The organism is Streptomyces sp. AHA2, assembly GCF_036857595.1.
GTDB lineage: Bacteria > Actinomycetota > Actinomycetes > Streptomycetales > Streptomycetaceae > Streptomyces.
Genome location: NZ_JAUQWJ010000021.1, coordinates 22,887 through 46,418, shown reverse-complemented (window position 1 = coordinate 46,418; position 23,532 = coordinate 22,887). Strand labels below are relative to the sequence as shown.

Sequence of the window (23,532 nt, the reverse complement as noted above, 5' to 3'; positions counted from 1 at the left end):
GCCGCCCTCCCCGCATCCCCCCGCTCACGCGGCGGCCGCCACCGCCCGCACCGCGTCCGTGCGCAGCACCCGCCGGGCCGTCGCCAGACCGGTCCCCAGCGTCACCGCCGCGGCCACCCCCACCACCGCGAGCCACACACCGAAAACCTGGCCCGGCAGCACCCCGTCCGTGCGGACCACCGTGAAGGGCACGATCCCCGCCAGGGCGGCCAGCGTGCCGCAGCACACGCCCGTCACCGTCAGCACCAGCCCCTCGGCGCCCACCACGCCCAGCACCTGCCGCGGAGTCGCCCCGGCCAGCCGCTGCTGCCCGAACTCGCGCGAACGGTAGGAGGTCGCCGCGTACAGGGAGTTGACCAGCATGACGCAGACGAAGACCACGACGATGCCGACGACGGTGAGGTTGAGCGTCTCCAGGTTCCTCGCGTCGACCGACTTCACCGCCCCCGAAGCGGCGACGGCGTCGCTCTCCACCGCCTGCATCGTCAGCGTCGCCGTGGCGACGGCCGTGAACAGGATCAGCGACACCAGGATCCCGGCGAGCTGCCCGGCCCGCTCGCGCAGGTTGCGCACCGCCAGCCACCCGCTCGCCCCGCGAAGCGGCAACCGGTCCAGGACCGCCGCCAGCAGCCTCGGCGCCTTGAGCGCGCAGCCGACCGACAGCAGGATCGCCCCGTAGGCCGGCGGCGCCATCAGCGCGGCGTCCGTCGCCGAGAGCGCGAACGTCGAACCCGCCGACGCGGCTCCGACCGCCAGGGCCGCGTACGCAAGCACCGACCTCGCCCGGCCGCGCTCCCGGCCGCTGCCCGTCGCCCGCCGCACGGCGAGGGACGCGGCCCCCGCCGCGGCGAGCGGGGTGACGCCGACACCCGTCAGCAACGCCACCGGCCCGAAGGAGAACTCCACCGACCGCGCGACCTGGCCGCTGTCCCGGAACACCTCCAGCAGCGCCCGGCCGCCGAGCACCGCCGGCCCGACGGCCAGCGCGGCGCCCACCAGCGCCACGGCCACCGCCTCACCCACGACCATCCGCCTGATCTGCCCCGGAGTCGCCCCGGAGCAGCGCAGCAGTTCCCTCTCCGCGGCCCGCTGACGCACGTTCACCGTCAGCGTCGAGGCGATCGCGAAGAAGACCAGCAGGGTGCCGTAACCGCCGACCACGCCCGCCGCCGTGGACAGCGTCCCGGAGCTGACCGGGTCCACTCCGGGCTGCCCGGCGGTGTCGTGCAGCGCGTTGAACGTCATGATGATCGCGGCGCCCAGGAACGCGGACAGCAGCGTCGCGAGGAACCGCCCGGGCCGTTGCCGCACCGACCGCATCGCCAGTACCAACATCGCTCACACCCCCGCCGTCGCGTCGTCGCCCAGGTGCGCCAGCCGCTCGGCGACCGCGTCCGCCGTCGGTGCCGGAAGCCGCCCCGCCAGCCGGCCGTCCGCGAGGAACAGCACGGTGTCGGCCCAGGAGGCGGCGACCGGGTCGTGCGTCACCATCACCACCGTCCGGCCGTGCACCCGCACCGCCTGCTGCAGCAGCCGCAGCACGTCCCGCGCGCTGTGCGAGTCCAGCGCGCCCGTCGGCTCGTCCGCGAAGATCACCCGCGGCTCGGTGACCAGCGCGCGGGCGATCGCCACCCGCTGGCGCTGACCGCCGGAGAGCTGGTCCGGCCGGTGCCCGAGGCGGTCGCCGAGCCCCACGGCCGCCAGCACCTCCCGCACGTGCCGCCGGTCCACGCGCCGCCCGGCCAGCTTCAGCGGCAGCACCGTGTTCTGCGCGACCGTCAGCGTCTCCAGCAGGTTGTACTGCTGGAACACGAACCCGATCCGGCCGCGGCGGAACCTCGTCAGCTCCGCCTCGCCGCCGCCCGTCAGTTCGGTGCCGTCGACCCGCACGATCCCGCTGTCGGGCCGGTCCAGGCCCGCCGCGCACTGCAGCAGGGTCGACTTGCCCGAACCCGAGGGCCCCATCACCGCCGTGAACGTGCCGCGCCCCAGCCCGAGCGTCACCCCGTCCAGCGCGGTCACGGCGCTGTCGCCGCTGCCGTACGTCCTGGTGACCTCGACCAGCCGCAGCGCTTCGGCGGCGGGTCCCTGGTCCCGGTCCTGGTCCTGTCGTGCCCCGGTGCGGAACATCCCCTCGTCCCCCTTCGTCCGACACGCCCTGTGTCTCGCCTCGACGCTACGGACAACGGGACGTGACCACACTGGCCGCAGAACCCGTATCGCGGGGTGTACTCAGCGACACCCCCCGGGGTACCTGATCACTCCCCTACGGAAAGGGTTGGAACGGCATGCAGATCGATCTGAAGGGCCGCACCGCTCTGGTGACCGGCTCCACGCAGGGCATCGGCGCCGCCATCGCCACGGGCCTGGCCCGGGCGGGCGCCCGGGTGGGTGTCAACGGCCGCTCGCCCGACCGGGTGGAGCAGGCGGTGGAACGGATGCGCGGCGAGGTGCCCGGTGCCGAACTGGTGCCCGTGGCCGCCGACGTCACCGGTGACGAGGGCGCCCGGCAGGCGGTGGACACGCTCGGGCAGGTGGACATCCTCGTCAACAACCTCGGCATCTTCGGGTCCGCCGATCCGCTGGAGATCAGCGACGACGAGTGGCGCCGCTACTTCGACGTGAACGTCCTGTCCGCCGTGCGCCTGACCCGGCTCGTGCTGCCCGGCATGACCGAGCGCGGCTGGGGACGCGTCCAGAACGTCGCCAGCGACTCGGCGGTCGTCATCCCCGCCGAGATGATCCACTACGGCATGTCCAAGACGGCCCTGCTCGCGGTCGGCCGCGGCTTCGCCAAGCAGGCCGCCGGCACCGGTGTGACGGTGAACTCCGTCATCGCGGGCCCCACCCACACCGGCGGCGTCGAGGACTTCGTCTACCAGCTCGTCGACCGCGACCTGCCGTGGGACGAGGCGCAGCGCGTCTTCATGAAGCAGCACCGGCCCCAGTCCCTGCTGCAGCGGCTGATCGAGCCGGAGGAGATCGCCAACATGGTCGTCTACCTCGCCTCCGACCAGGCCTCGGCGACCACCGGAGGCGCCCTGCGGGTCGACGGCGGCTACATCGACTCGATCCTGCCCTGACCCCGGGTCAGTCCCCGCTGGTCAGCACCACTTCCAGGGTGCGCGGGCCGTGCACACCCTCGACCCGGTCCAGCTCGATGTCACTGGTCGCCGACGGCCCGGAGATCCACGTCAGCGGACGTGCCGGGTCGAGGCGTTCCAGTGCCTGCGGCACGGAGGAGACGACCTGGGCGGGCACGCGCACCACGCAGATGTGGTGGTCCGGGACGAGGGTGATCCGCCGGCGGCCCTGGTCGGGGGAGCCGTCCAGCACGATGGTGCCGGTCTCGGCGACGGCGACCGCGCAGCCGGTCACCACGCTGTCCACCCGGTCGAGTTCGTGCGGCGTGCACTCCGCCCGGTCCGCCACCCGCGGCACGCCGGTCGCCGTCAGCCACCCAGGGTCCAGCCCGGGCGGCACCAGTACGGAGGCCGATCCGCGCCGCCGAAGCAGCGCGGCGATCAGCCCGGCCAGCCCTTCGCCGTCCGTGCGGTGCACCACCGCCCGGTAGTCCGCCAGGTTCCCGGCCAGCAGTTCCACCGTCTCCGCGACGCTGCGCCGCCCGTGCTCACGCAGGTAGTCCCGCGTGAGCGGTGTCTCGCCGGCCGGCAGGTCCGCCAGTGCGCGCCGCACCCGCCCGAGGATCCGTTCCCTGCTGCTCATGCCACGCCGTCCTTCCCGCCGTTCGTCCGCCGCCACCAGTCCCGGAACGGCTCGGCGGGCACCCGCGGCAGATCCCGTGTCCCGCTCCAGGCCCGGCCCGGGCCCGGCAGGGTCCGGGGGTGGAAGCGCCGGGTCCGGGAGGCGGCGCGCTGGCCGGCGCGCAGCGCGCCCGGGTGCGTGAACGCCCAGCGGGCCGCGCGCATCGCCGCCCGCTCCGCCGCGTGTCCCTTCGTCGGCCGCAGCACCACCTTGTTGCCCCCGCGGACCGCCTCACCCCCCTGCACGACGCGCTCCCGGAGGTGCACCAGCACCTCCGGGATGTCGATGGCGACCGGGCACACGTCGTAGCACGCCCCGCACAGCGAGGACGCGTACGGCAGCGAGGCGTCGATCTCGCTGCCGGTGCCCCGTAGTTGAGGGCTGAGGATCGCGCCGATCGGGCCCGGGTACACCGATCCGTAGGCGTGGCCGCCGGCCCGCTCGTACACCGGGCACACGTTGAGGCACGCCGAGCAGCGGATGCAGCGCAGGGCCTGCCGGCCGACCTCGTCGGCGAGGGTGTCGGTGCGGCCGTTGTCCAGCAGTACCAGGTGGAAGGTGCCCGGCCCGTCGCCGTCGGTCGTGCCGGTCCAGGTCGAGGTGTACGGGTTCATGCGTTCGGCCGTCGAGGAGCGGGGGAGGGTCTGCAGGAACACCTCCAGGTCCCGCCAGGTCGGCACGATCTTCTCGATGCCGACGACGGAGATCAGCGTCTCGGGCAGGGTCAGGCACATCCGCCCGTTCCCCTCGGACTCCACGACCACGAGCGTGCCCGTCTCGGCGACCATGAAGTTGGCGCCGGAGATGCCGACCTCGGCCCGCAGGAACTTCTCGCGCAGGTGCAGCCGGGCCGCTTCGGCGAGTTCGGCGGGCGTGTCGGTCAGGCCGTCGGGGGCGGGGCGGCCCCACTCGCTCATCTCCCGGGCGAAGACGTCGCGGATCTCGCCCCGGTTGCGGTGGATGGCCGGCACCAGGATGTGCGACGGGCGGTCCTTGCCCAACTGCACGATCAGCTCGGCGAGATCGGTCTCGTAGGCGCGGACGCCCGCGGCCTGAAGCGCCTCGTTCAGCCCGATCTCCTGCGTGGCCATCGACTTGACCTTCACGACCTCCGTCTCGCCGGTCTCCCGCACCAGCCGCACGACGATGTCGTTGGCCTCGGCCGCGTCGGCGGCCCAGTGCACGACACCCCCCGCCGCCGTGACCGACTCCTCCAACTGCACCAGGTAGCGGTCGAGATGACGCAGGGTGTGGTCCTTGATCCGCTTGCCCGCCTCGCGCAGCTCGGCCCAGTCGGGCAGCTCCGCCACGGCCTTGGCCCGCTTGGCGCGGATGGTGTGGGTGGCGTGCCGCAGATTGCCGCGCAGGGTCTCGTTCCCGGCTGCCTCCCGCGCGGCGTCCGGGAAGGCGGGAAACGCGAGGTGGTCGGGCGGGGGAAACGCAGGGTGGGCGGGCGGGGGAAACGCAGGGTGGGCGGGCGGGCGAAACCCAGGCATCCCGACGAACGTTCCGCTCATACGACTGGCTCCTCCTCCGTGCTCGCCAGGATCTCCGCGAGGTGCACCGGCCGCATCCCGGTCCGCAGCCGGGTCATCGTCCCGCCGATGTGCATCAGGCAGGAGTTGTCGGCCGCGCACAGCACCTCGGCGCCCGTCGACTCGGCGTTGCGCACCTTGTCCGCGCCCATCGCGGCCGAGACGTCGGGGTTCTTCAGGGCGAAGGTGCCGCCGAAGCCGCAGCACTCCTCGGCGCCCGGCAGCTCGACCAGTTCCAGCCCCTTGACCGCCCGCAGCAGCCGCTTCGGACGCTCGCCGAGCCCGAGCGCGCGCAGCCCGTGACAGGTCGGGTGGTAGGTGACCGTGTGCGGGTAGTACGCCCCGACGTCGGTCACGCCCAGCACGTCCACCAGGAACTCGGTGAGTTCGTACGTCTTCGGCACCACCGGCGCCAGCGCGGCCGCGAGGGTGCCGCCCCGCCCCTCAGCCCGGGCCCGCTCGCCCATCCGCGGGTACAGCTCCCGCACCATCGCCCCGCACGACCCGGACGGGGTCACGATCGCCTCGTACCCGCCGAAGACCTCGGAGAAGTTCCGGGCGAGGGGCTCGGCCTCGTGCCGGTAGCCGGTGTTGTAGTGCGCCTGCCCGCAGCAGGTCTGCCCCGGCGGGAAGTCGACCTCGACGCCCAGCCTGGTCAGCAGTTTCACCACGGCACGTCCGGTGTCCGGAAAGAGCGTGTCGTTCACGCAGGTCAGGAACAGGGCGACACGCATCGCGCTCCCAGGGGTCGATCACCGGACGAGTGCAGCGTAGTTGCGGGCGACGGGCCCGGGGGAGACCCCGTCAGATCCTGGCGAGCCGGGCCCGCGCGGCACGCCACCGCGCGGTCGTGCCCCGTGGTGCGTACCGCCCCAGCGCCTGGGTGCGCACGAGCAGGTCGCGCATGGCGGCCAGGTCACCGGTACCGCCGTGCGCCCGGGCCTGCACGAGCACGTTGCCGAGGGCCGCCGCCTCGGCCGGGCCGGCCACCACCGGCAGTCCGCAGGCGTCGGCGGTCAGCTGGCACAGCAGCGCGTTGCGCGTGCCGCCGCCCACCACGTGGACCACGTCCACCGCGTGCCCGGCCAGCCGCTGCGCGTCCAGCACCGCCTCCCGGTGGGCCAGGGCGAGTGAGTCGAGGATGCAGCGCGTCACCTCGGCCGGCGACCCGGGCACAAGCTGCCCCGAGGCCCGGCAGGCCTCGGCGATCCGCTCCGGCATCCGCCCCGGAGCGAGGAACCGGGCGTCGCCCGCGTCCACCACCGACCGCAGCCCCTCCATCCGGGACGCCCGGACGAGCAACGCGTCCAGGTCCGGCTCACCCCAGTCGCGTACGCACTCCTGGAGCAGCCACAGGCCCGTGATGTTGCGCAGGTAGCGGACCGTGCCGTCCAGCCCCAGCTCGTTGGTGAAGTTGGCGGCCCGGCTCTCCTCGGTCAGCACCGGCTCGTTGAGCTCCAGACCGGCCAGCGACCAGGTGCCGGTGCAGACGTAGGCGAACCGGCCGCCCATCGCCGGGACTGCGGCGACCGCCGACGCGGTGTCGTGCGACGCCACGGCCGTCACCGGCACCGGACCGCTGAGCCCGGTCCGCTCCAGCACCTCCGCGCGCAGCAGCCCCGCCGGGTCGCCGGGTTCCCTCAGCGGCGCGAACAGGTCCAGGTCGATGCCCAGCCGGGAGGCCACGCCGTGGGACCACTCACGCGTCCGGGGGTCGATCAACTGGGTCGTGGAGGCGTTGGTGAGCTCGGTGCCCTGCTCCCCGGTCAGCCAGTAGGTCAGCAGGTCCGGGACCAGCAGCAGCCGCCGCGCCCGCTCGAACTGGGCCGTGGGGCGGGCCGCGACGAGCTGGTAGAGGGTGTTGAACGGGGCGTACTGCACCCCGGTCGCGGAGTACAGCTCCTGCGGGGGCACGGTCGCCCACACCCGCTCCGCCACACCCTCGGTCCGGGTGTCCCGGTAGTGCACGGGGTTGCCGAGCAGCGCCCCGTCCGCGTCGAGCAGCCCGTAGTCCACGGCCCAGCCGTCGATGCCGACGGAGTCGACCCGCCCGGCCGCCCGCAACCCGTCCAGCACGCCGGTGTACAGCCCGAGCACGTCCCAGCGCAGGCCCTCCGGCACCCGCACCGGACGGTTGGGGAAGCGGTGGATCTCCGTCAGCTCCAGGGTGCCGGGGCCGACGCGGCCGGCCATGACGCGACCGCTGGACGCCCCGAGGTCGACGGCCGCGTGCGACGTCACGGCCGCGCTCACCGCAGGAAGGCGGCCGCGACGCCGGCGTCGACCGGGACGTGCAGCCCGGTCGTGTGGGTGAGCTCCCCACCGGTCAGCGCGAACACCGCGTTGGCCACGTGCTCCGGGAGCACCTCGCGCTTGAGGAGGGTGCGCCGGGCGTAGAACGCGCCGAGCTCCTCCTCCTCGACCCCGTACACGGCGGCCCGCTGGGCGCCCCAACCGCCCGCGAAGATGCCCGAACCGCGCACGACGCCGTCGGGATTGATCCCGTTGACGCGGATGCCGTGCTCGCCCAGTTCGGCGGCGAGCAGCCGCACCTGGTGGGCCTGGTCGGCCTTGGTGGCCGAGTAGGCGATGTTGTTCGGCCCGGCGACCACGGCGTTCTTCGAGGTGATGTAGACGATGTCGCCGCCCAGCTCCTGGGCGATCATCAGCCGGGCCGCCTCCCGCGACACCAGGAACGACCCGCGGGCCATGATGTCGTGCTGCAGGTCCCAGTCCTCCGCGGAGGTCTCCAGCAGCGGCTTGGAGATCGACACGCCCGCGTTGTTGACCACCAGGTCCACGCCGCCGAAGGCCAGTACGGCCGCGCGGAAGGCCTCGGCGATCTGCTCCTCGGACGTGACGTCCACCGTGACGGCGACGGCCTTGTCGGGCCCGCCCAGCTCCTCGGCGACCGCCTCGGCGTTCCCCGTGTTCCGATCGGCGACGACCACGCACGCGCCCTCGGCCACGAGCCGGTGCGCGACGGCCTTGCCGATCCCGCTGCCGGCGCCGGTCACCAGAGCCACCCGCGTCGCGAGCGCCCCGGGCCTCGGCATCCGCCGGAGCTTGGCCTCCTCCAGCGCCCAGTACTCGATGCGGAACTTCTCCGACTCCTCGATCGGCGCGTACGCGGACACCGCCTCGGCGCCGCGCATCACGTTGATCGCGTTGACGTAGAACTCCCCGGCCACGCGGGCCGTCTGCTCGTCCCTGCCGTAGGAGAACATGCCGACCCCCGGGATCAGCACGATGGCCGGGTCGGCGCCGCGCATCGCCGGTGAGCCGGGCCCGGCGTGCCGCTCGTAGTAGGCGGCGTACTCCGCGCGGTACTCCGCGTGCAGGTCCTTCAGCCTGGCGATCGCCTCGTCGAACGGGGCGGTGGGCGGCAGGTCCAGCACGAGCGGACGGACCTTGGTCCGCAGGAAGTGGTCGGGGCAGGAGGTGCCGAGGGCGGCGAGCCGCGGGTGCTCGGCGCGCGCCAGGAAGCCGAGGACGACGTGGGAGTCGGTGAAGTGCCCGATCTGGGGCCGGTCCCGGGAGGCCAGGGCACGCACGTACGGCGCGAGCGCGGCGGCCCGTGCGCGCCGCTCGCCTGCGCCGAGCGGCGCGTACCCCTCGATCACCGGGCCGAACGGCTCGGCCTTGCCGCGCCCGGCGAGGAACCGCTCGGCGGTGCGGACGATGTGCAGTGAGTTGCGCTCGCACTGCGCGGAGGTGTCGCCCCAGGCCGTGATCCCGTGCCCGCCCAGGATGCAGCCGACGGCCTGCGGGTTGGCCCGCTTCACCGCGGCGACGTCCAGTCCGAGCTGGAACCCGGGCCGCCGCCACGGCACCCACACCACGCTGTCCCCGAAGCACTCGGCGGTCAGCCTCTCCCCGTCGGCGGCGCAGGCGAGCGCGATCCCGGAGTCCGGGTGGAGGTGGTCGACGTGGGCGGCCTCCACCAGGGCGTGCATGGCGGTGTCGATGGAGGGGGCGGCCCCGCCCTTGCCGTGCAGGCAGTAGTCGAACGCGGCGACCATCTCGTCCTCGCGCTCCACCCCCGGGTACACGTCGGCGAGTGCCCGCACCCGGTCCAGCCGCAGCACGGCCAGCCCGGCCTCGGTCAGCGTCCCGAGGTCGCCCCCGGACCCCTTGACCCACATCAACTCGACGTCCCCGCCGGTGACGGGATCGGTACCGGTGCCCTTGGCGGAGGCGTTGCCGCCCGCGTAGTTCGTGTTCCGGGGATCGGCCCCGAGCCGGTGCGACCGGGCGAGCAGAGCGTCGGCTTCGGGAGGAACATCCATGAACACGTCCCTTTCCGGTCGGAGGGGATGGGGTGCCTTCTTCTCAGGAGCGCGGGGAACGGTGCGACCAACCGCACACGACCCGCACTCCGCACATCACAGAACTCGGCAGACGCCTACGCACCCCACCCCGCCTGCTGCCCGCCCACCCGCTCGGCGACGATCCGCTCGGCCCACCCGGACCGCCGGTACGCGGCGAGCGGCTCGGGGTCCAGCCCCATCTCCTCCCGCACCTCCCGCAGCAACGGCCGCACATCCGTGTCGTACGCGTCCATCAGCACGGCGTTCGCCTCCAGCACGTCCCCCGCCCGCTGCGCCGCGGCCAGCGCGTCCGTGTCGACCAGCAGCGCCTTCGCCGTCGCCTCCTGCACGTTCATCACGGAGCGGATGACCGCCGGGATCTTCGCCTCGATGTTGTGGCACTGGTCGAGCATGAACGCCACCCCGTCGCAGAGCCCGCCGCCCCGCACCACCTCGTACATGATCCGGAACAGCTGGAAGGGGTCCGCCGCGCCGACCATGAGGTCGTCGTCCGCGTAGAACCGGGAGTTGAAGTCGAACCCGCCGAGTTTCCCCTCCCGCAGCAGCGTCGCCACGATGAACTCGATGTTGGTCCCCGGCGCGTGGTGCCCCGTGTCGACGACGACCTGCGCCTTCGGCCCGAGCTTCAGGCAATGGGCGTACGCGGTGCCCCAGTCGGGCACGTCCGTGGTGTAGAACGCCGGCTCGAACAGCTTGTACTCCAGCAGCATCCGCTGCCCGTCCCCGAGCCGCCCGCAGACCTCCGCCAGCCCTTCGGCCAGCCGGTCCTGCCGGCTCCGGATGTCGTCCTGCCCCGGGTAGTTCGTGCCGTCGGCGAACCACAGCTTCAGGTCCGTGGAGCCGGTGGCGTCCATGATGTCGACGCACTCCAGCAGGTGGTCCACCGCCTTGCGGCGCACGGACGCCTCGGGATGGCAGATGCTCCCGAGGCGGTAGTCGTCGTCCTGGAAGGTGTTGGAGTTGACCGCCCCCAGCCGCACCCCGCGCTGCTCGGCGTGTTCGGCCAGGGCGGGGTAGTCGTCGACCCTGTCCCAGGGGATGTGCAGGGCCACCGTCGGCGCGACCCCGGTGAACTCGTGCACCTTCGCCGCGTCGTCCAGCTTCTCCTGCGGCGTGCGCGGCACGCCCTGTTGCGCGAACACCTTGAACCGCGTGCCCGAGTTGCCGTACGCCCACGACGGCGTCTCGACGGCCTGCATCCTCAAGGCGGCCTTGGCCGCGGCGAGCTCGGTCACGACAGGCTCCTGTGACATGACGTCATGACGACGCTGCGTGAAACGATTCAGAACGTGAAGCTAGGGACCCTCCGCAAGGGTGTCAACCCCTCCCGCACGGACCCTTGATCGCGAACGGTGACGCCTCGGCGAAGGGAAAAACCCCGGATCGCGGCTCGGTTGAAACCTTTCACGACGCCTGTGACGCCGCGAGGCCGTCGCGGCGGCGTCGTCGAGGAGCCCTCATGACCCACCCACCACCACGGGTCCGGCCCCGCCGGCACAAGTGGCCCTGATCAACAGGCCCGCCGGAGTGCACCGGCCGGTCCGACTTCCCGCTGCCCGCCTGACCGCACCCGGTCCCGGCGGTGGACGGTCGGTAGTGTGAAGCCGCCCCGGCCGCCGCCTCTCGTCTCCCCCTGGAGGTCCCCGCCCGATGGCCCAGTCGGTGGGTATCAAGGACGTCGCCCGCGCCGCCGGAGTGTCCGTCGGCACGGTCTCGAACGTGATCAACCGCCCGGACACGGTCGCCACCGAGACCCGGGCCCGCGTGCTGTCCGCGATCGACCGGCTCGGTTACGTCCGCAGCGAGTCCGCCCGCCAGCTGCGCGCCGGCCGCAGCCGCATCATGGGACTGCTCGTCCTGGACATGGGCAACCCGTTCTTCGTCGACGTCGCGCGCGGCGCCGAGCGCGCCGCCCGCCGGGCCGGACTGGGCGTCATGGTCTGCAACAGCGCCCAGGACCCGGGCGAGGAGGCCGAGTACCTCTCGCTCTTCGCCGAGCAGCGCGTGCGCGGCGTGCTGCTCACTCCCGCCGACGCCACCGGCCGCAACATCGAGGCGTTCCGGCGGCACGGCATCCCGTTCGTCCTGGTCGACCGGGTCGCCGAAGGCGCCACCGAGTGCTCGGTCTCCGTCGACGACGTGGCCGGCGGCGCCCTGGCCGTGCGCCACCTCGTCGACGCGGGGCACCGCTGCCTCGCCTACGTCAGCGGCCCGCCCGGCCTGAACCAGGTCCGTGACCGGCGCACCGGCGCCCTCCACGCGCTCGCCGAGGCCGGGCTCGGACCCGAGGCGCTGCGCGAACTGCCCACCGAACGGCTGGACGTCGCCGCCGGGCGGGACGCCGGAGCCCGGCTGCTCGGCCTCGCCGCTCGTCCGACGGCCGTGTTCTGCGCCAACGACCTGCTCGCCCTGGGCGTCCTGCAGGCCATGTACGCGGCCGGGGTCGGCGTGCCCGACGAGCTGGCCATCGTCGGGTACGACGACATCGAGTTCGCGGCCGCCGCGGCCGTCCCGCTGACCTCGGTCCGGCAGCCCGCCGTCACCATGGGAGCCATGGCGGCCGACCTGCTCCTGGAGGAGACCGAGGGGGCGGTCGCGGCCCGTCCGCACGAGCACCGCAGGGTCGTGCTCCGGCCCGAACTGGTGGTCCGCCGCTCCAGCCTGCCCGCACGCCCGGCCTGAACGGCCGTTCAGCAGGATTTCATGATCGAAGGGCCTCCGCCCGGACGTCGCCTGTGATGAACTGGGACGCGGCCCGAAAATCCGTCCGTCCCGGGAGCCCTGTTGACCCTCAGCTACCGCCAGCCCGGAGTCGTCCTCACCGACCGCCGCTTCACCGTCCCCCTCGACCACGGCCGACCCGACGGCGAGACGATCGAGCTGTACGCCCGCGAGGCCGTCGCGAGCGACAAGGCCGGCCAGGACCTGCCGTGGCTGCTCTACCTCCAGGGCGGACCCGGCTTCGGTGCGGACCGCTCCGTCGGCCGGCCCGGGTGGCTCGGCCGGGCCCTGAAGGAGTACCGGGTCCTGCTCCTCGACCAGCGCGGCACCGGCCACTCCACGCCGGCCAACCGCCAGACGCTCCCGCTGCGCGGCGGCCCCGCGGAACAGGCCGACTACCTGACGCACTTCCGGGCCGACTCCATCGTCCGCGACTGCGAGGCCGTCCGCGCCGGCGTCACGGGCGGCAGGCCCTGGACCGTCCTCGGGCAGAGCTTCGGCGGGTTCTGCGTGACCAGCTATCTCTCCCTGGCCCCCGAGGGGCTGGCCACCGCCCTCGTCACCGGCGGGCTGCCCTCCCTCGACGCCCACGCCGACGACGTCTACCGGGCCGCCTACCCGCGCATCGAGCGCAAGGTCGCCGCCCACTACGCCCGTTACCCGCAGGACGTGGAACGGGCCCGCCGGATCGCCGACCACCTGCTGACGCACGACGTGGTCCTGCCGAACGGGTACCGGTTCACGGTCGAGGCCTTCCAGTCGCTCGGCATCGTCCTCGGCACCGGCGACGGCACCCACCGCCTGCACCACCTGCTGGAGGACGCCTTCGTCCGCACCCCGCAGGGCGCGGCCCTGTCCGACGCGTTCCTGGAGCAGGTGCAGACCCAACTGTCCTTCGCCCGCCACCCGCTGTACGCCCTGGTCCACGAGTCGATCTACGGCCAGGACAGCCGGCCCACCGACTGGTCGGCCGAGCGGGTCCGCGCCGAGTTCCCGCAGTTCGACGCCGCCAAGGCGCTCGCGGGCGACGAACCGCTGCTGTTCACCGGAGAATCGATTCACCCCTGGATGTTCGAGTGCGACCCGGCCCTGCGCCCGTTGCGTGAGACCGCGGACCTGCTGGCCGCCCGCACCGACTGGACGCCCCTGTACGACCCGGCCCGCCTCGCCGCCAACGAGGTGCCGATCGCCGCGGCCGTCTACCACGACGACATGTACGTCGACACCGCCCACTCGCTGCGCACCGCCCGGGCCGTGCGGGGCCTGCGCACCTGGGTCACGGACGAGTTCGAGCACGACGGCGTCCGTGCCGGCGGACCGCGCGTGCTGGACCGGCTGCTGGCCCTGGCCCGGGACGAGGCGTGACAACGCGCGGGACACCGCGCGCCGGCAGCGACTCGGACTAGTCTGCCGACATGACGACCGATCAACTCCAGCCCATGCCGGGCGACTGGCGGCGCGCCCTCGCGGTCGTCGCCCACCCGGACGACCTCGAGTACGGCTGCTCGGCGGCCGTCGCGGCCTGGACCGACGAGGGCCGCGAGGTCGCCTACGTCCTCGCGACCCGGGGCGAGGCCGGCATCGACACGATCGAGCCCGAGCGGTGCGGTCCGCTGCGGGAACGGGAGCAGCGGGCGAGCGCCGCGGTGGTCGGCGTCTCGGAGGTGGAGTTCCTCGACCACCGGGACGGCGTGATCGAGTACGGCACCGCCCTGCGCCGCGACATCGCCGCCGCGATCCGCCGCCACCGCCCCGAACTGGTCGTCACCCTCAACCACCGGGACACCTGGGGCGGGGTCGCCTGGAACACCCCGGACCACGTGGCCGTCGGCCGGGCCACGCTCGACGCGGCCGGCGACGCCGGCAACCGGTGGATCTTCCCGGAACTTGCCGCGCAGGGACTCGCCCCCTGGGACGGGGTGCGCTGGGTCGCGGTCGCGGGCTCCCCCAACCCCACGCACGCCGTGGACGCGTCGCCGGGCATGGAGCGGGCGGTGGCCTCCCTGCTGGAGCACCGCAGCTACATCGAGGTGCTGACCGACGAGGACCCGGAGACGTACGTGCGCGGGTTCCTGACGCAGCACGCCGAGACCATGGGAGAGCGCTTCGGGGGCAGGCCGGCCGTGGCGTTCGAACTGTTCAGCAGATGACCTGACCGGGCGGGAGCGGCCTCGAAGCCCCCGGCGGCGCGAGGCCGCCGGGAAGCGGGTCCGGCAGGCCGGGGAGCCGGTCGGCATCCGGTCGTTTCGTATGCTGAACGCCATGCGAGATCACCACGCCGCGCGAGCGGAACTGCGCGGCGACTGCGAGCGGTGCTTCGGACTGTGCTGCGTCGCCCTGCCCTTCGCCGCCTCGGCCGACTTCGCCGTCGGCAAGGCCGCCGGGACCCCCTGCCGCAACCTCGGCGAGGACCACCGCTGCGGCATCCACGCCCGGCTGAGGCAGCAGGGATTCACCGGCTGCACGGTCTACGACTGCTTCGGTGCCGGGCAGCAGGTCTCGCAGGTCACCTTCGGCGGGAAGGGCTGGCGTGCCGGGCCGCCCGAGCACGCCCGCCGCATGTTCGAGGTGTTCCCGGTCGTGCGGCAGCTGCACGAACTGCTCTGGTACCTCACCGAGGCGCTGACCCTGCCCGCGGCCCGCCCGGTCCACGCCGGGCTGCGCCGGGCGCTGGGCAGGACCCGCGAACTGGCCGGCGGGACCCCGGAGCAGCTCGCCGCGCTGGACGTGGCGGCGCACCGCCAGGAGGTCAACGTCCTGCTGCTGCGGACGAGCGAGCTGGCCCGGGCCGGAGTCAGGGGCCGCAGGAAGGACCGCCGGGGCGCGGATCTCATGGGGGCCCGTCTCAAGGGCGCCGATCTGCGCGGGACGAGCCTGCGGGGCGCCTGCCTCATCGCCGCCGATCTCACCGGGGCCGACCTCAGGGGTGCGGACCTGATCGGGGCCGACCTGCGTGACGCGGACCTGACCGACGCCGATCTGACCGGGGCGTTCTTCCTCACCCAACCGCAGCTCAACGCGGCCCGGGGGAGCGCCGGGACCCGGCTGCCCGGCTCAGTCGCCCGCCCCGGGCACTGGACAGCGCAGCTCTGAGGCCGGCTCCGCCACCGCCGTGCGACGTTCGGGGTGCAGCCGCAGGCCCTCCGGCATCAGCGTCAGCCGTTCCGCCACCCGCAGCCGGTAGTCCGGCTCCGGCCGCAGCTCGTAGCGGCGCAGCAGCAGGCCCAGCACCAGCGTGGCCTCGTGCAGGGCGAACTGGCGGCCTATGCACGCCCGCGCGCCCGTCCCGAACGGCTTGAAGGTGTGCGGCGCCCGGGACCGTACCGCCGCCGCCTCGAACCGGTCCGGGTCGAAGCGCTCGGCGTCCGCGCCCCACACCTCGGGGTCGCGGTGCAGCATGGGCGTCAGCACCAGCGCCCACGCCCCGCGCCGCATCGGGTGCTCCCCGGCCAGCACGGTGTCCTCGCGGGCCTCCCGCGCGAAGGCGGGCGCGGTGGGCCACAACCGCAGCGATTCGTCCAGCACCCGGCGCACGTAGCGCAGACGTGCCACCTGGTCGTAGGCGGGCTCCGCGGCGCCGCCCCACACCCGGTCCACCTCGGCACGGGCCCGGGCCGCGGCCCCGGGATGGCGGGAGAGGTAGTGCAGGGCGAAGGAGAGCGCACCGGAGGTCGTCTCGTGCCCGGCGACCAGGAAGGTGATCACCTGCCGGCGGACGTTCTCCGGCGAGAGCCGTTCGCCGGTCCGCGGGTGGGACGTCTCCAGCATCCGGTCGAGGAGGTCCCCGTCCCCCGGGCCGTTCGCCCGCCGGGCCCGGACCAGCTCGTCCACCGTGCGGTCGAGGTGGGCGATGTCGGCCGCGTTGCGGCGGCTCGCGCCGCGCAGCAGCAGGGGGGCCAGCGGGAAGGGCACGGTGTTGAGCCGCTGCGCGTACGTGAGGGTGCCGACCATGGCGGTGACGAAGGGGTGTGGCCGGGAGCGCTCGAAGGAGCCGAAGTCGTGGCCGAAGCCGGTGCGGGCGATCGTCTCCAGGGTCAGCTTGGTCATGTCGCCGGGCACGTCCACGGCATGGCCCGCCGCGGCCGCCCGGTCCCAGTGCTCCGTCAGCCGCCGCGCGACGGCCAGCATCATCGGGTGGTAGCCCGCCATCGCCTCGCGGGAGAACCCCGGGGCGAGCACGTCGTGGGCCAGCTGCCAGTTCGGCTCGTGGTTGTACGCGGTGAACAGTCCGTCCCCGGCGACCGGCCGCAGATTGGCGACCCCGAGCCCCACGTGCTTGGCGAACCGCGACTCGTCGGCGAGGTCGGCCGCGTGGCGGCCGCCCCAGACGAACACGAACTCCTTGCCGAACGCCCGGCGCCGGAAGACCGGCCCGAGCCGGCGGGCGTAGCGCATCGAGTCCTGCAGCGGCGTGCTCCGGTTCACGCCCAGCACGTCACCGAGCAGCGGGACGCGGTGCGGCGGGTGCGGGATGCGCTCCAGCTGCGGCCAGCCCAGCTCGGCACTGCGGAAACCCTTGGGCCGCCCGGCCCGTTCCGGCGCCTCAGGCATGACGCGATCTCCCTTGATCCAGCGGCGTGTTCGCCCGTGTTGTACGCGAGTTCAACAGCGCGCCTCAGTCTGGTGCCGTTGTTGAACCGGCGTCAAGTAAAGTGCGGGCATGGCCGCGAACCAGGGCGGGCGCACGCGCCGCCGGCTCAGCACGCAGGAGCGCCGGGAGCAGCTTCTGGCGGTGGGGGCGCGGCTGTTCTCGGAGAGCCCGTACGACGACGTGTGGATCGAGCAGGTCGCCGAGATCGCCGGGGTCTCGCGCGGGCTGCTGTACCACTACTTCCCGACCAAGCGGGACTTCTTCGCGGCGGTCGTCGAGCGCGAGAGCGAGCGCATGCTGCGGCTGACCGCGGCGGTCCCGGGCCGGCCGGTGCGCGACCAGCTGGCGGACGGGCTCGACACGTTCCTGGAGTACGTGCGGGCGCACGCCCACGGCTACCGCGCCTTCCACCGCGCCGACGCCGCGGGCGACCAGGCCGTGCGGCGGGTCTACCGACGGGCGCTGGCCGCGCAGGAGCGGCAGATCCTCGCCGCGCTCGCCGCCGATCCGGAGTTCGGGCCGGACTTCGGTGTGCGGCCCGAGGTCCGTCTCGCCGTGCGCGGCTGGCTGGCCTTCACCACGGCCGTCTGCCTGGAGTGGCTGTGCGGCACGGGGCTGAGCCGTGAGCAGGTGCGCGAGTTGTGCGCCCGCGCTCTGCTGGGCGTTCTCTCACCCTGAAGATCGGTCACGGGCGGGTGGCCTGGTTGGCTCACGCCTTGATCTCCGATAAGTTAGGTGAGCCTTACCTAAGGAGGTCTGGAATGGGTGACGACAGCCACAGCCGGACGGCGGCCCCCACGGCCGCGGAGCGGGCCCGCTCGGTGCTCGCCGCCGCGTGGTCCTGCTCGGTGACCGCCGAGAGCACGCGCGAGGAGCTGGTCGGCGCGCACACGGTGACGCACGACGGCCGGGTGCTCGTGGCGGTGCCGGAGGACAGCGCCCTGCTCACCGCCGCGATCTGCGCGCCGCGCGGCGAGCCGTCCGCGGTGCTGGAGTTCGCCGACGTCGCCCCCGCCCCCGTACGCACACGGATCCGCGCCCGGCTGTGGCTCGCGGGCTGGTTCGCCGTGGAGGAGAGCAGGTTGGCCTTCACGCCGACGCGGGTGGTGCTGCGCCGCACCTCCGGCACGGTGGTCGTGGACCCCGGCGACTTCGCCGCCGCCGCGCCCGACCCGCTCACCACGGCCGAGGCCCGGCTGCTGACCCACCTCGCCGACTGCCACGCCGACGCGGTGGAGCGCCTCACGCGCCTCGTCGAACCCGACAGCCTGCACGGGGCGGTCCGCGTCCAGCCGCTCGCCGTCGACCGGCACGGGCTGACCCTGCGCATCGAACGCGCCCGCACCCACGGCGACGTACGCCTGGCCTTCCACGCGCCCGCCGACGACGTCGCGCAGCTCACCGAGCGGATGCACGTCCTGCTCGGCCAGGCGGCCGCCGTGTCCTGCCCGCGTCCCCTACAGCGGCAGCGCGCAGACGGCGACCGGTGAGGGGAACGGTTCTCCGGCCCGCCGCAGTCCGCCGTCCCTGTCCGACACCCGGAAGACGGTCACGGTGGACGACCTCTGGTTCGCCGCGAACAGCAGCGTGCCCTCGGGGGAGAAGGCGATCTGCCGCGGGAACCGCCCGCCCACCGGCACCGTGTCCAGCAACCTCAGCCGGGCTCCGTCCCCCTCGACCGCGTACCGCGTGATGCTGTCGTCGCCGCGGTTGGCGAGGTAGGCGTACCGGCCGTCGGGCGTGACCAGGAACTGCGCCGGGTAGCTGGTGCCCGGGCCGGTGCCGGTGGACTGCGCCGAGCCGACGCGCAGCCGGCCGGTGACCGGGTCGTACGCGCAGACCGCCACGGTGTTGTCCACCTCGTCGGCGAGGTAGGCGTACCGGCCGCCGGGGTGGAACGTCAGATGGCGCGGGCCGGCGCCCGGCCGGGTCCGGGCCCGCGCCACCTCGGTGAGCGTGCCGGCCTGCTCGTCGAGCCGGTAGGTGTACACGGTGTCCGTGCCGAGGTCGACGGCGAGGACGTGACCGCCGTCCGGGCTCGTGACGATCTGGTGGGCGTGCGGACCGTCCTGGCCCGGGCCCGGCGGCGGGCTGGAGTGGGTGACCAGGTCGGTGCGCTCCCCGAGGGCACCCGAGCGTTCGATCGGGTGGACGGCCACGCTCCCCGAGCCGTAGTTGGCGCTCAGCAGCCAGCGCCCCGAGGGGTGCACCGACAGATGGCAGGGGGCCGCGCCGCCGGTGCTGCGGCCGCCCAGGACCTTGCGGTCGGCCAGCCGGACGGCGGTCACGGCACCGTCCTCCCGCTCGTCCACCGCGTACAGCGTGCGCCGGTCGGGATGGAGCGCCAGGTAGGAAGGGTCGCCCACGCCGGTGACGGTCCCGGTTGCGGTGATCCGGCCCGTCGAAGGGTCGTACTCGGCCAGGCCGATGCCCTTGCCGCCGCCCTCGGCGGAGGTGTACGTGCCGAGGAGGAGCGGGCGGGGCCCGGAAGGACGCCGGACCTCCCGGGACGGACTCGCGCTCTCCTGCGGGTCCCCGGCCGGAGCCGCCGGGGACTCCGGCGCGTCGTCACAGGAGGGCAACAGCACCGCGGCGCCCGCACCCGCCAGTGCCCCGGCGAACCGGCGCCTGCTCCAGCCACCACTGTCCATGTCACCCCTCGACTCGTCCCTCGCCGCCGTCGCGACCGTCACCCTCGCGCGGATCGCCCGCCGGGCGCAACAGCGGCCCGCCGGACCGTCACCAGTCGCCGTCGGACACCGGCTTGCCGGGGGCGTCCTTGAGGGGACGGGTCTGGCCCGGCGCCGGCTGCTGCCACGGCTCGTGGTCGTCGCCCAGCCAGTCGCCGACCGGCTTGACCGCCTGGAGCTTGTCCGAGGGGGCCAGGTCCTGCGCGTCCTCGTCGTAGTGGTCGAACCACGGCAGGCCCGCCCGGGTGTACGCGGCCCGGTCGACGGGGGACGGGGGCGCCGCCTCGCCGGTGATGCGGCGCCACTCCGGTGGCGTCACCAGGTGCACGAACACCCGGCCCGCGGGCCGCTCCGCCCAGTCCGACAACGGCCGCTCGTCGCGGTAGACCTCCTGCCGCATGGAACCCCCGACGCCCAGCCCCATGGCGGCCCCGCGCGGCGGAGCCGCCGGGGCGCCGGCCGCGCGGGCCGCACCCGGTGCGGGCGGTGCCGCCATGGGCATCGGGGGAGCGAAGCCGCCTGCGGCGGGCGGTGCCGACACCGGCATGGCGGCACCGAAGCCGCCGCCGGGCGGTGGTGCCGCGGGCATCGGGGCGCCGTACGGGAGCGGAGGCGGCGGAGGCAGCTGCTCCCGCCGGCGCCGCTCGTCCGCACGCCAGCGCGCCAGCTGCGCGTCGTTCAGCGGGAAGGACTGCAGCTGCACCCCGCCCCACACCTCCTCGCCCGTGACCTGCCCCTCGACCGTGGCGCCCAGGCCGAGAGGGACGGCCACGAACTGGCGCACCGTGCCCGTGCCGGAGTTGATGCCGTCCAGCCAGGGCTGCCGGGGCAGCACCACGTAATTCTGCGGGTCACGGGCCAGCTCGTCGCTCCAGGGCCGCCCCGACACCGCGCACACCTTGCCGACGCCGACCTGGAGCGCGGCCGGCTCCGGGGTGCCGGCGAAGCTCAGCCACATCGCCTCGCGCAGGTACACCGGCAGCATCACACCGCCGCGCGCCCGCATCGTCTCGGGCACCCGGTCGCCGTAGTCCGCCACACGCCGGACCGGGAACTCGCCCAGTCCCGGCGGCAGCGGATGCGTGCCGGTCTCCGGCAGGCGCAGGGTGCGGATGAACCGCACGAGAGCACCTCCCGGCAGGTGCAGCGTGTTCCCGTCGATCCGCACGCTCGTGTCGGCCATCGGCCCGCCCCCTATTCTCCCGGTGCCGGCGTCGGGCCGGCATCTCGTCAGCGAGAACGCTCCTGGAACCCGGCGCGGTTCCGCCACATCTGCTCCGTCACACCCAGACGTTCCCGCAGCCGTGTCAGCCGGGGCATCCGGGCGCGCTGCTCCGCCGACACCCGGTCCAGCTCCTCGAACAGGCGCCGGGTCCGGTGCTCGGTGTCCAGTTCGTCGAGGATCCGGTCGACCTCCGTGAGCACGGCCCCGAGCAACTGCCAGTGTCCCGCGTCGCGGTCGGCGTCCTGGCGCAGCAGCTCGGCCAGCTTGTCGCGGGTGCCCGCCGCGGTGCGCAGCTCGGCGGCGAGACGTTCCTCCGCCGACTCGGCGCTCGAGCTGAGGTGCGTGGTCACCAGCACCGAGAAACTGACCACCGCGTCGGCGATCTCGGAGAGCAACTGCTGCAGCACGGCTCCCGTGCCGGTCTCGGACAGCGGCGTCGGCTGCCGCACCTTCGCCAGGTCGGTGAGGGAACGGGCGAGCACCCGCAGGACGACCGTGCAGATCTCCAGGGTGTCCAGGCCGGTGCGCAGCACCACCCGGTGCAGCGTGCCCTCCCGGACCCGCGGGTTCAGCCGCAGGCTGTCCTCCGCCTGCCGCAGCGCCGCGTCGACCTCCGAGATGTCGTGGTCCAGCCGGCGTGCCTCGTACAGCCGCTCCTCCGCCCGGTCCACGGGCGTGCCGCCCGCGGCCTCCTCGCCCATGCGGAGCATCAGCTGCCGCAGCCGGCGGGCGAGGTCGTCGATCGACTCACCGGCCTCCTCCACCCACACGGGCGGGGCCAGCAGCAGGTTGCAGGCGAGTCCGACACCCGCGCCGATCAGGGTCTCCAGCACCCGCGCCCAGGCGGTGTCGCCGACGGTGGTGACACCGAGGACGAGCATGGCGCTGATCGCCACCTCGGGGACGTACTCCTCCACCCGGACCAGCCGTCCCACGGCCAGCGAGGCGATGAGGAGCAGGGCCAGGCTCCACCAGGTCAGGCCCACCAGGAGGCTGAAGGCGATGGCCACGAGCACGCCGGTCACCACGGCGTTCACCCGCCGGAAGCCGTTGGTGATGGTGGCGTAGAGCGTCACCTGCACGACCAGCAGGGCCGTCAGGGGAGCGGTGAGCGGCGCCGCCTCGGGGCTCAGCCGCAGTGCGATGACGTACGCGATCGTCGCCGCGGTCGCGGACCGCAGCGTCTGGACCACCACCGGGTCGCGGCGCTTCTTCACGATCCGTGTGGCGCGTGCCGTCCACTCACGTACTGCCTCTCGCATGCTCGGGCTGCTCCCCTTCCCCTGGTGTCCTGAACTCGTCCACTAGGACGTTAGTGCCGGGGGAAACCGTGGGCGACCGAGAAGGGTCAGCCGTGGACCTTGTCGAGGAAGGCGGCGAGATGACCCATGGTCCGCTCGATCTGCTCCTCGAGGGTGAGGCTCTCCTCGAACCGCGCCCCGGTCTCCGGCACCTTCCTGCCCCGCAAGTAGAGGGAACACGCCAGGTCGGTGCACATGTAGGCCCCGACGGAGTTCCCCTCGCGGCCCGCCGTACCCGCCTTGCGCGCGGTCATCAGCGCCACCCCGCCCCGCGGGTGGGTCGTCAGGCACAGCGAGCACATGCTGCGGTGCAGGAACCCCCGCTGCGCGGGCTGGAACCGCATCGCCACCCCGACGAGCCGCCCCCCGCGTTCGGTGACCAGATAACTCCGGTCGGGCGCCCCCGGATCCCGCCAGCCGAGGAAGTCGAGGTCCTCCCAGGGGCGCTCGGCGAGGTCCCGGGGCACGGCGAGCCGCTTCGCCTCGCCCTTCGAGCAGTTGACGAACGAGGTGCGGATGTCCTGCTCGGTGAGTGGTCGCACGGAGGGCTCCTGAGGGTCTGCCGGTAAACCTAGGGGTCCTAGGTTTCGTTCCGGATCAGGGTAGGCACCGGCTCCGTGCGGGGGCCAACGGTTTTCCCCTACGGGCCCTGCTCCGCTCCCGCTGCCTCGGGCGGCCACACCCCCGGCCTGAGCACCCCCAGCGCATAGGCCCGGGCCACCAGCTCGGTGCGGTTGGCCGCGTTCCAGCGGGACGACAGGCGGCGCAGGTGGTACGTCACCCCGTCCGTGGTGAGACCCGTCTCCCGGGCCGCCCGGGCGGTGGTGGCACCGCCCGCCAGGAGTTCCAGCACCCGCGCCTCCGTGGGGGAGACCCGGGCCTCTCCCGCGGCGGCCGGGGAGTGCTCGCGCCGGCCGCCGGGCCGCGTGGGCTGCTCGCGCCGGCCGTCGGGCCGCAGCATCACCAGCAGGGCCGGGGTGTCCTCCACCGTGTCGCTCACCGGGTCCGCCGTCAGCTCGCCGTACCGCTCCGCCCCGTCCGGGGCCCGCCAGCACACCGCCACCCGGTAGCGCGAGCGGTGCCGCAGCCGCAGCGCCTCGGCGATCCGCTCCACCTGGGTGGCCCGACGCGGGCTGAACAGCTCCAGCACGGCACGGCCGCGCAGCCGCCCCGGCGTCGTCCCGCACTCCGCGGCCATCGCCGGGTTCGCCAGCAGGACCGCCCCGTACACGTCGCACACCGCCACGGGCATCGCGATCCGGTCGAACAGCACCAGCGCACGGTTGCGCCACGTCACGGTCTCCAGCCGGGCCGGGTCCACACGCCTCTCCTGCCATGCCGGGCCGCTCCGCGCAAGAGCGGCACCTTCGCCG

General features: G+C 73.9%; 21 protein-coding genes. 7 read left to right on the top strand and 14 right to left on the bottom strand.

Annotation, left to right across the window (positions count from 1 at the left end; all coding sequences use genetic code 11):
• Positions 1-24 precede the first annotated feature (24 nt).
• Positions 25-1,335 carry an FtsX-like permease family protein gene (locus Q5694_RS29330; protein ID WP_333936464.1) on the bottom strand — a complete coding sequence of 437 codons (1,311 nt, stop codon included), beginning with the start codon at positions 1,333-1,335 and terminating at the stop codon, positions 25-27.
• A 3-nt stretch (positions 1,336-1,338) separates the two neighbouring features.
• Positions 1,339-2,130, bottom strand: coding sequence for an ABC transporter ATP-binding protein (locus Q5694_RS29325; RefSeq protein ID WP_333936463.1), 792 nt, complete (start codon positions 2,128-2,130; stop codon positions 1,339-1,341).
• Positions 2,131-2,288: 158 nt separating this feature from the next.
• Here Q5694_RS29325 and Q5694_RS29320 point away from each other — a divergent pair, with 158 nt between their 5' ends.
• The gene (locus Q5694_RS29320) at positions 2,289-3,083 is read left to right on the top strand and encodes an SDR family NAD(P)-dependent oxidoreductase (protein ID WP_333936462.1); all 795 of its coding nucleotides are present in this window, start codon (positions 2,289-2,291) and stop codon (positions 3,081-3,083) included.
• A 7-nt stretch (positions 3,084-3,090) separates the two neighbouring features.
• Here the strand turns inward: Q5694_RS29320 and Q5694_RS29315 are convergent, their stop codons facing one another.
• The 6 genes from Q5694_RS29315 to rhaI form a co-directional block, all read right to left on the bottom strand.
• The gene (locus Q5694_RS29315; protein ID WP_333936461.1) at positions 3,091-3,726 is read right to left on the bottom strand and encodes a LutC/YkgG family protein; all 636 of its coding nucleotides are present in this window, start codon (positions 3,724-3,726) and stop codon (positions 3,091-3,093) included.
• Positions 3,723-5,282, bottom strand: coding sequence for a lactate utilization protein B (locus Q5694_RS29310; protein WP_333936460.1), 1,560 nt, complete (start codon positions 5,280-5,282; stop codon positions 3,723-3,725). The genes Q5694_RS29315 and Q5694_RS29310 overlap by 4 nt, the downstream gene beginning before the upstream one ends.
• Complete coding sequence (locus Q5694_RS29305; protein ID WP_333936459.1) at positions 5,279-6,034, bottom strand: (Fe-S)-binding protein; 756 nt, start codon at positions 6,032-6,034, stop codon at positions 5,279-5,281. The genes Q5694_RS29310 and Q5694_RS29305 overlap by 4 nt, the downstream gene beginning before the upstream one ends.
• Positions 6,035-6,104: 70 nt before the next feature.
• Entirely contained in the window at positions 6,105-7,553 is a 1,449-nt protein-coding gene (locus Q5694_RS29300) for a rhamnulokinase (RefSeq protein WP_333936458.1), read from the bottom strand.
• A complete protein-coding gene (locus tag Q5694_RS29295) occupies positions 7,550-9,589 on the bottom strand; it encodes a bifunctional aldolase/short-chain dehydrogenase (protein WP_333936457.1) in 2,040 nt (679 codons plus the stop codon). Before Q5694_RS29295 ends, Q5694_RS29300 begins: the two co-directional genes overlap by 4 nt.
• Positions 9,590-9,705: 116 nt before the next feature.
• Complete coding sequence (gene rhaI, locus Q5694_RS29290; protein WP_333936456.1) at positions 9,706-10,866, bottom strand: L-rhamnose isomerase; 1,161 nt, start codon at positions 10,864-10,866, stop codon at positions 9,706-9,708.
• A gap of 415 nt (positions 10,867-11,281) precedes the next feature.
• Between rhaI and Q5694_RS29285 the strand changes: the two genes are divergently transcribed.
• The 4 genes from Q5694_RS29285 to Q5694_RS29270 all read left to right on the top strand — a co-directional run bounded on the left by Q5694_RS29285 (position 11,282) and on the right by Q5694_RS29270 (position 15,445).
• Positions 11,282-12,313, top strand: coding sequence for a LacI family DNA-binding transcriptional regulator (locus tag Q5694_RS29285; RefSeq protein WP_333936455.1), 1,032 nt, complete (start codon positions 11,282-11,284; stop codon positions 12,311-12,313).
• A 102-nt stretch (positions 12,314-12,415) separates the two neighbouring features.
• Positions 12,416-13,717 carry an alpha/beta fold hydrolase gene (locus Q5694_RS29280; RefSeq protein WP_333936454.1) on the top strand — a complete coding sequence of 434 codons (1,302 nt, stop codon included), beginning with the start codon at positions 12,416-12,418 and terminating at the stop codon, positions 13,715-13,717.
• A gap of 50 nt (positions 13,718-13,767) precedes the next feature.
• A complete protein-coding gene (locus tag Q5694_RS29275) occupies positions 13,768-14,502 on the top strand; it encodes a PIG-L deacetylase family protein (protein WP_333936453.1) in 735 nt (244 codons plus the stop codon).
• Between the two features lie 100 nt (positions 14,503-14,602).
• Positions 14,603-15,445, top strand: a complete 843-nt coding sequence (locus Q5694_RS29270; RefSeq protein WP_333936452.1) for a pentapeptide repeat-containing protein — start codon at positions 14,603-14,605, stop codon at positions 15,443-15,445.
• Here the strand turns inward: Q5694_RS29270 and Q5694_RS29265 are convergent.
• Positions 15,407-16,903 carry a cytochrome P450 gene (locus Q5694_RS29265; protein WP_333936451.1) on the bottom strand — a complete coding sequence of 499 codons (1,497 nt, stop codon included), beginning with the start codon at positions 16,901-16,903 and terminating at the stop codon, positions 15,407-15,409. The genes Q5694_RS29270 and Q5694_RS29265 overlap by 39 nt on opposite strands.
• Before the next feature lie 109 nt (positions 16,904-17,012).
• Here Q5694_RS29265 and Q5694_RS29260 point away from each other — a divergent pair, with 109 nt between their 5' ends.
• Together Q5694_RS29260 and Q5694_RS29255 are read left to right on the top strand one after the other, a co-directional pair.
• Positions 17,013-17,621, top strand: a complete 609-nt coding sequence (locus Q5694_RS29260; RefSeq protein ID WP_333936450.1) for a TetR/AcrR family transcriptional regulator — start codon at positions 17,013-17,015, stop codon at positions 17,619-17,621.
• Between the two features lie 83 nt (positions 17,622-17,704).
• Positions 17,705-18,433, top strand: coding sequence for a DUF2470 domain-containing protein (locus Q5694_RS29255; protein ID WP_333936448.1), 729 nt, complete (start codon positions 17,705-17,707; stop codon positions 18,431-18,433).
• Here the strand turns inward: Q5694_RS29255 and Q5694_RS29250 are convergent.
• From Q5694_RS29250 to Q5694_RS29230, 5 genes are all read right to left on the bottom strand, one after another.
• Positions 18,401-19,594, bottom strand: coding sequence for a lactonase family protein (locus tag Q5694_RS29250; RefSeq protein WP_333936447.1), 1,194 nt, complete (start codon positions 19,592-19,594; stop codon positions 18,401-18,403). The genes Q5694_RS29255 and Q5694_RS29250 overlap by 33 nt on opposite strands.
• Positions 19,595-19,682: 88 nt before the next feature.
• Positions 19,683-20,816, bottom strand: coding sequence for a hypothetical protein (locus tag Q5694_RS29245; protein WP_333936446.1), 1,134 nt, complete (start codon positions 20,814-20,816; stop codon positions 19,683-19,685).
• A gap of 47 nt (positions 20,817-20,863) precedes the next feature.
• The gene (locus tag Q5694_RS29240) at positions 20,864-22,120 is read right to left on the bottom strand and encodes an aromatic acid exporter family protein (RefSeq protein ID WP_333936445.1); all 1,257 of its coding nucleotides are present in this window, start codon (positions 22,118-22,120) and stop codon (positions 20,864-20,866) included.
• 86 nt (positions 22,121-22,206) lie between these two features.
• Complete coding sequence (locus Q5694_RS29235) at positions 22,207-22,701, bottom strand: FBP domain-containing protein (protein ID WP_333936444.1); 495 nt, start codon at positions 22,699-22,701, stop codon at positions 22,207-22,209.
• Positions 22,702-22,799: 98 nt separating this feature from the next.
• A complete protein-coding gene (locus Q5694_RS29230; protein WP_333936443.1) occupies positions 22,800-23,480 on the bottom strand; it encodes a PAS domain-containing protein in 681 nt (226 codons plus the stop codon).
• Between the last annotated feature and the right edge of the window lie 52 nt (positions 23,481-23,532).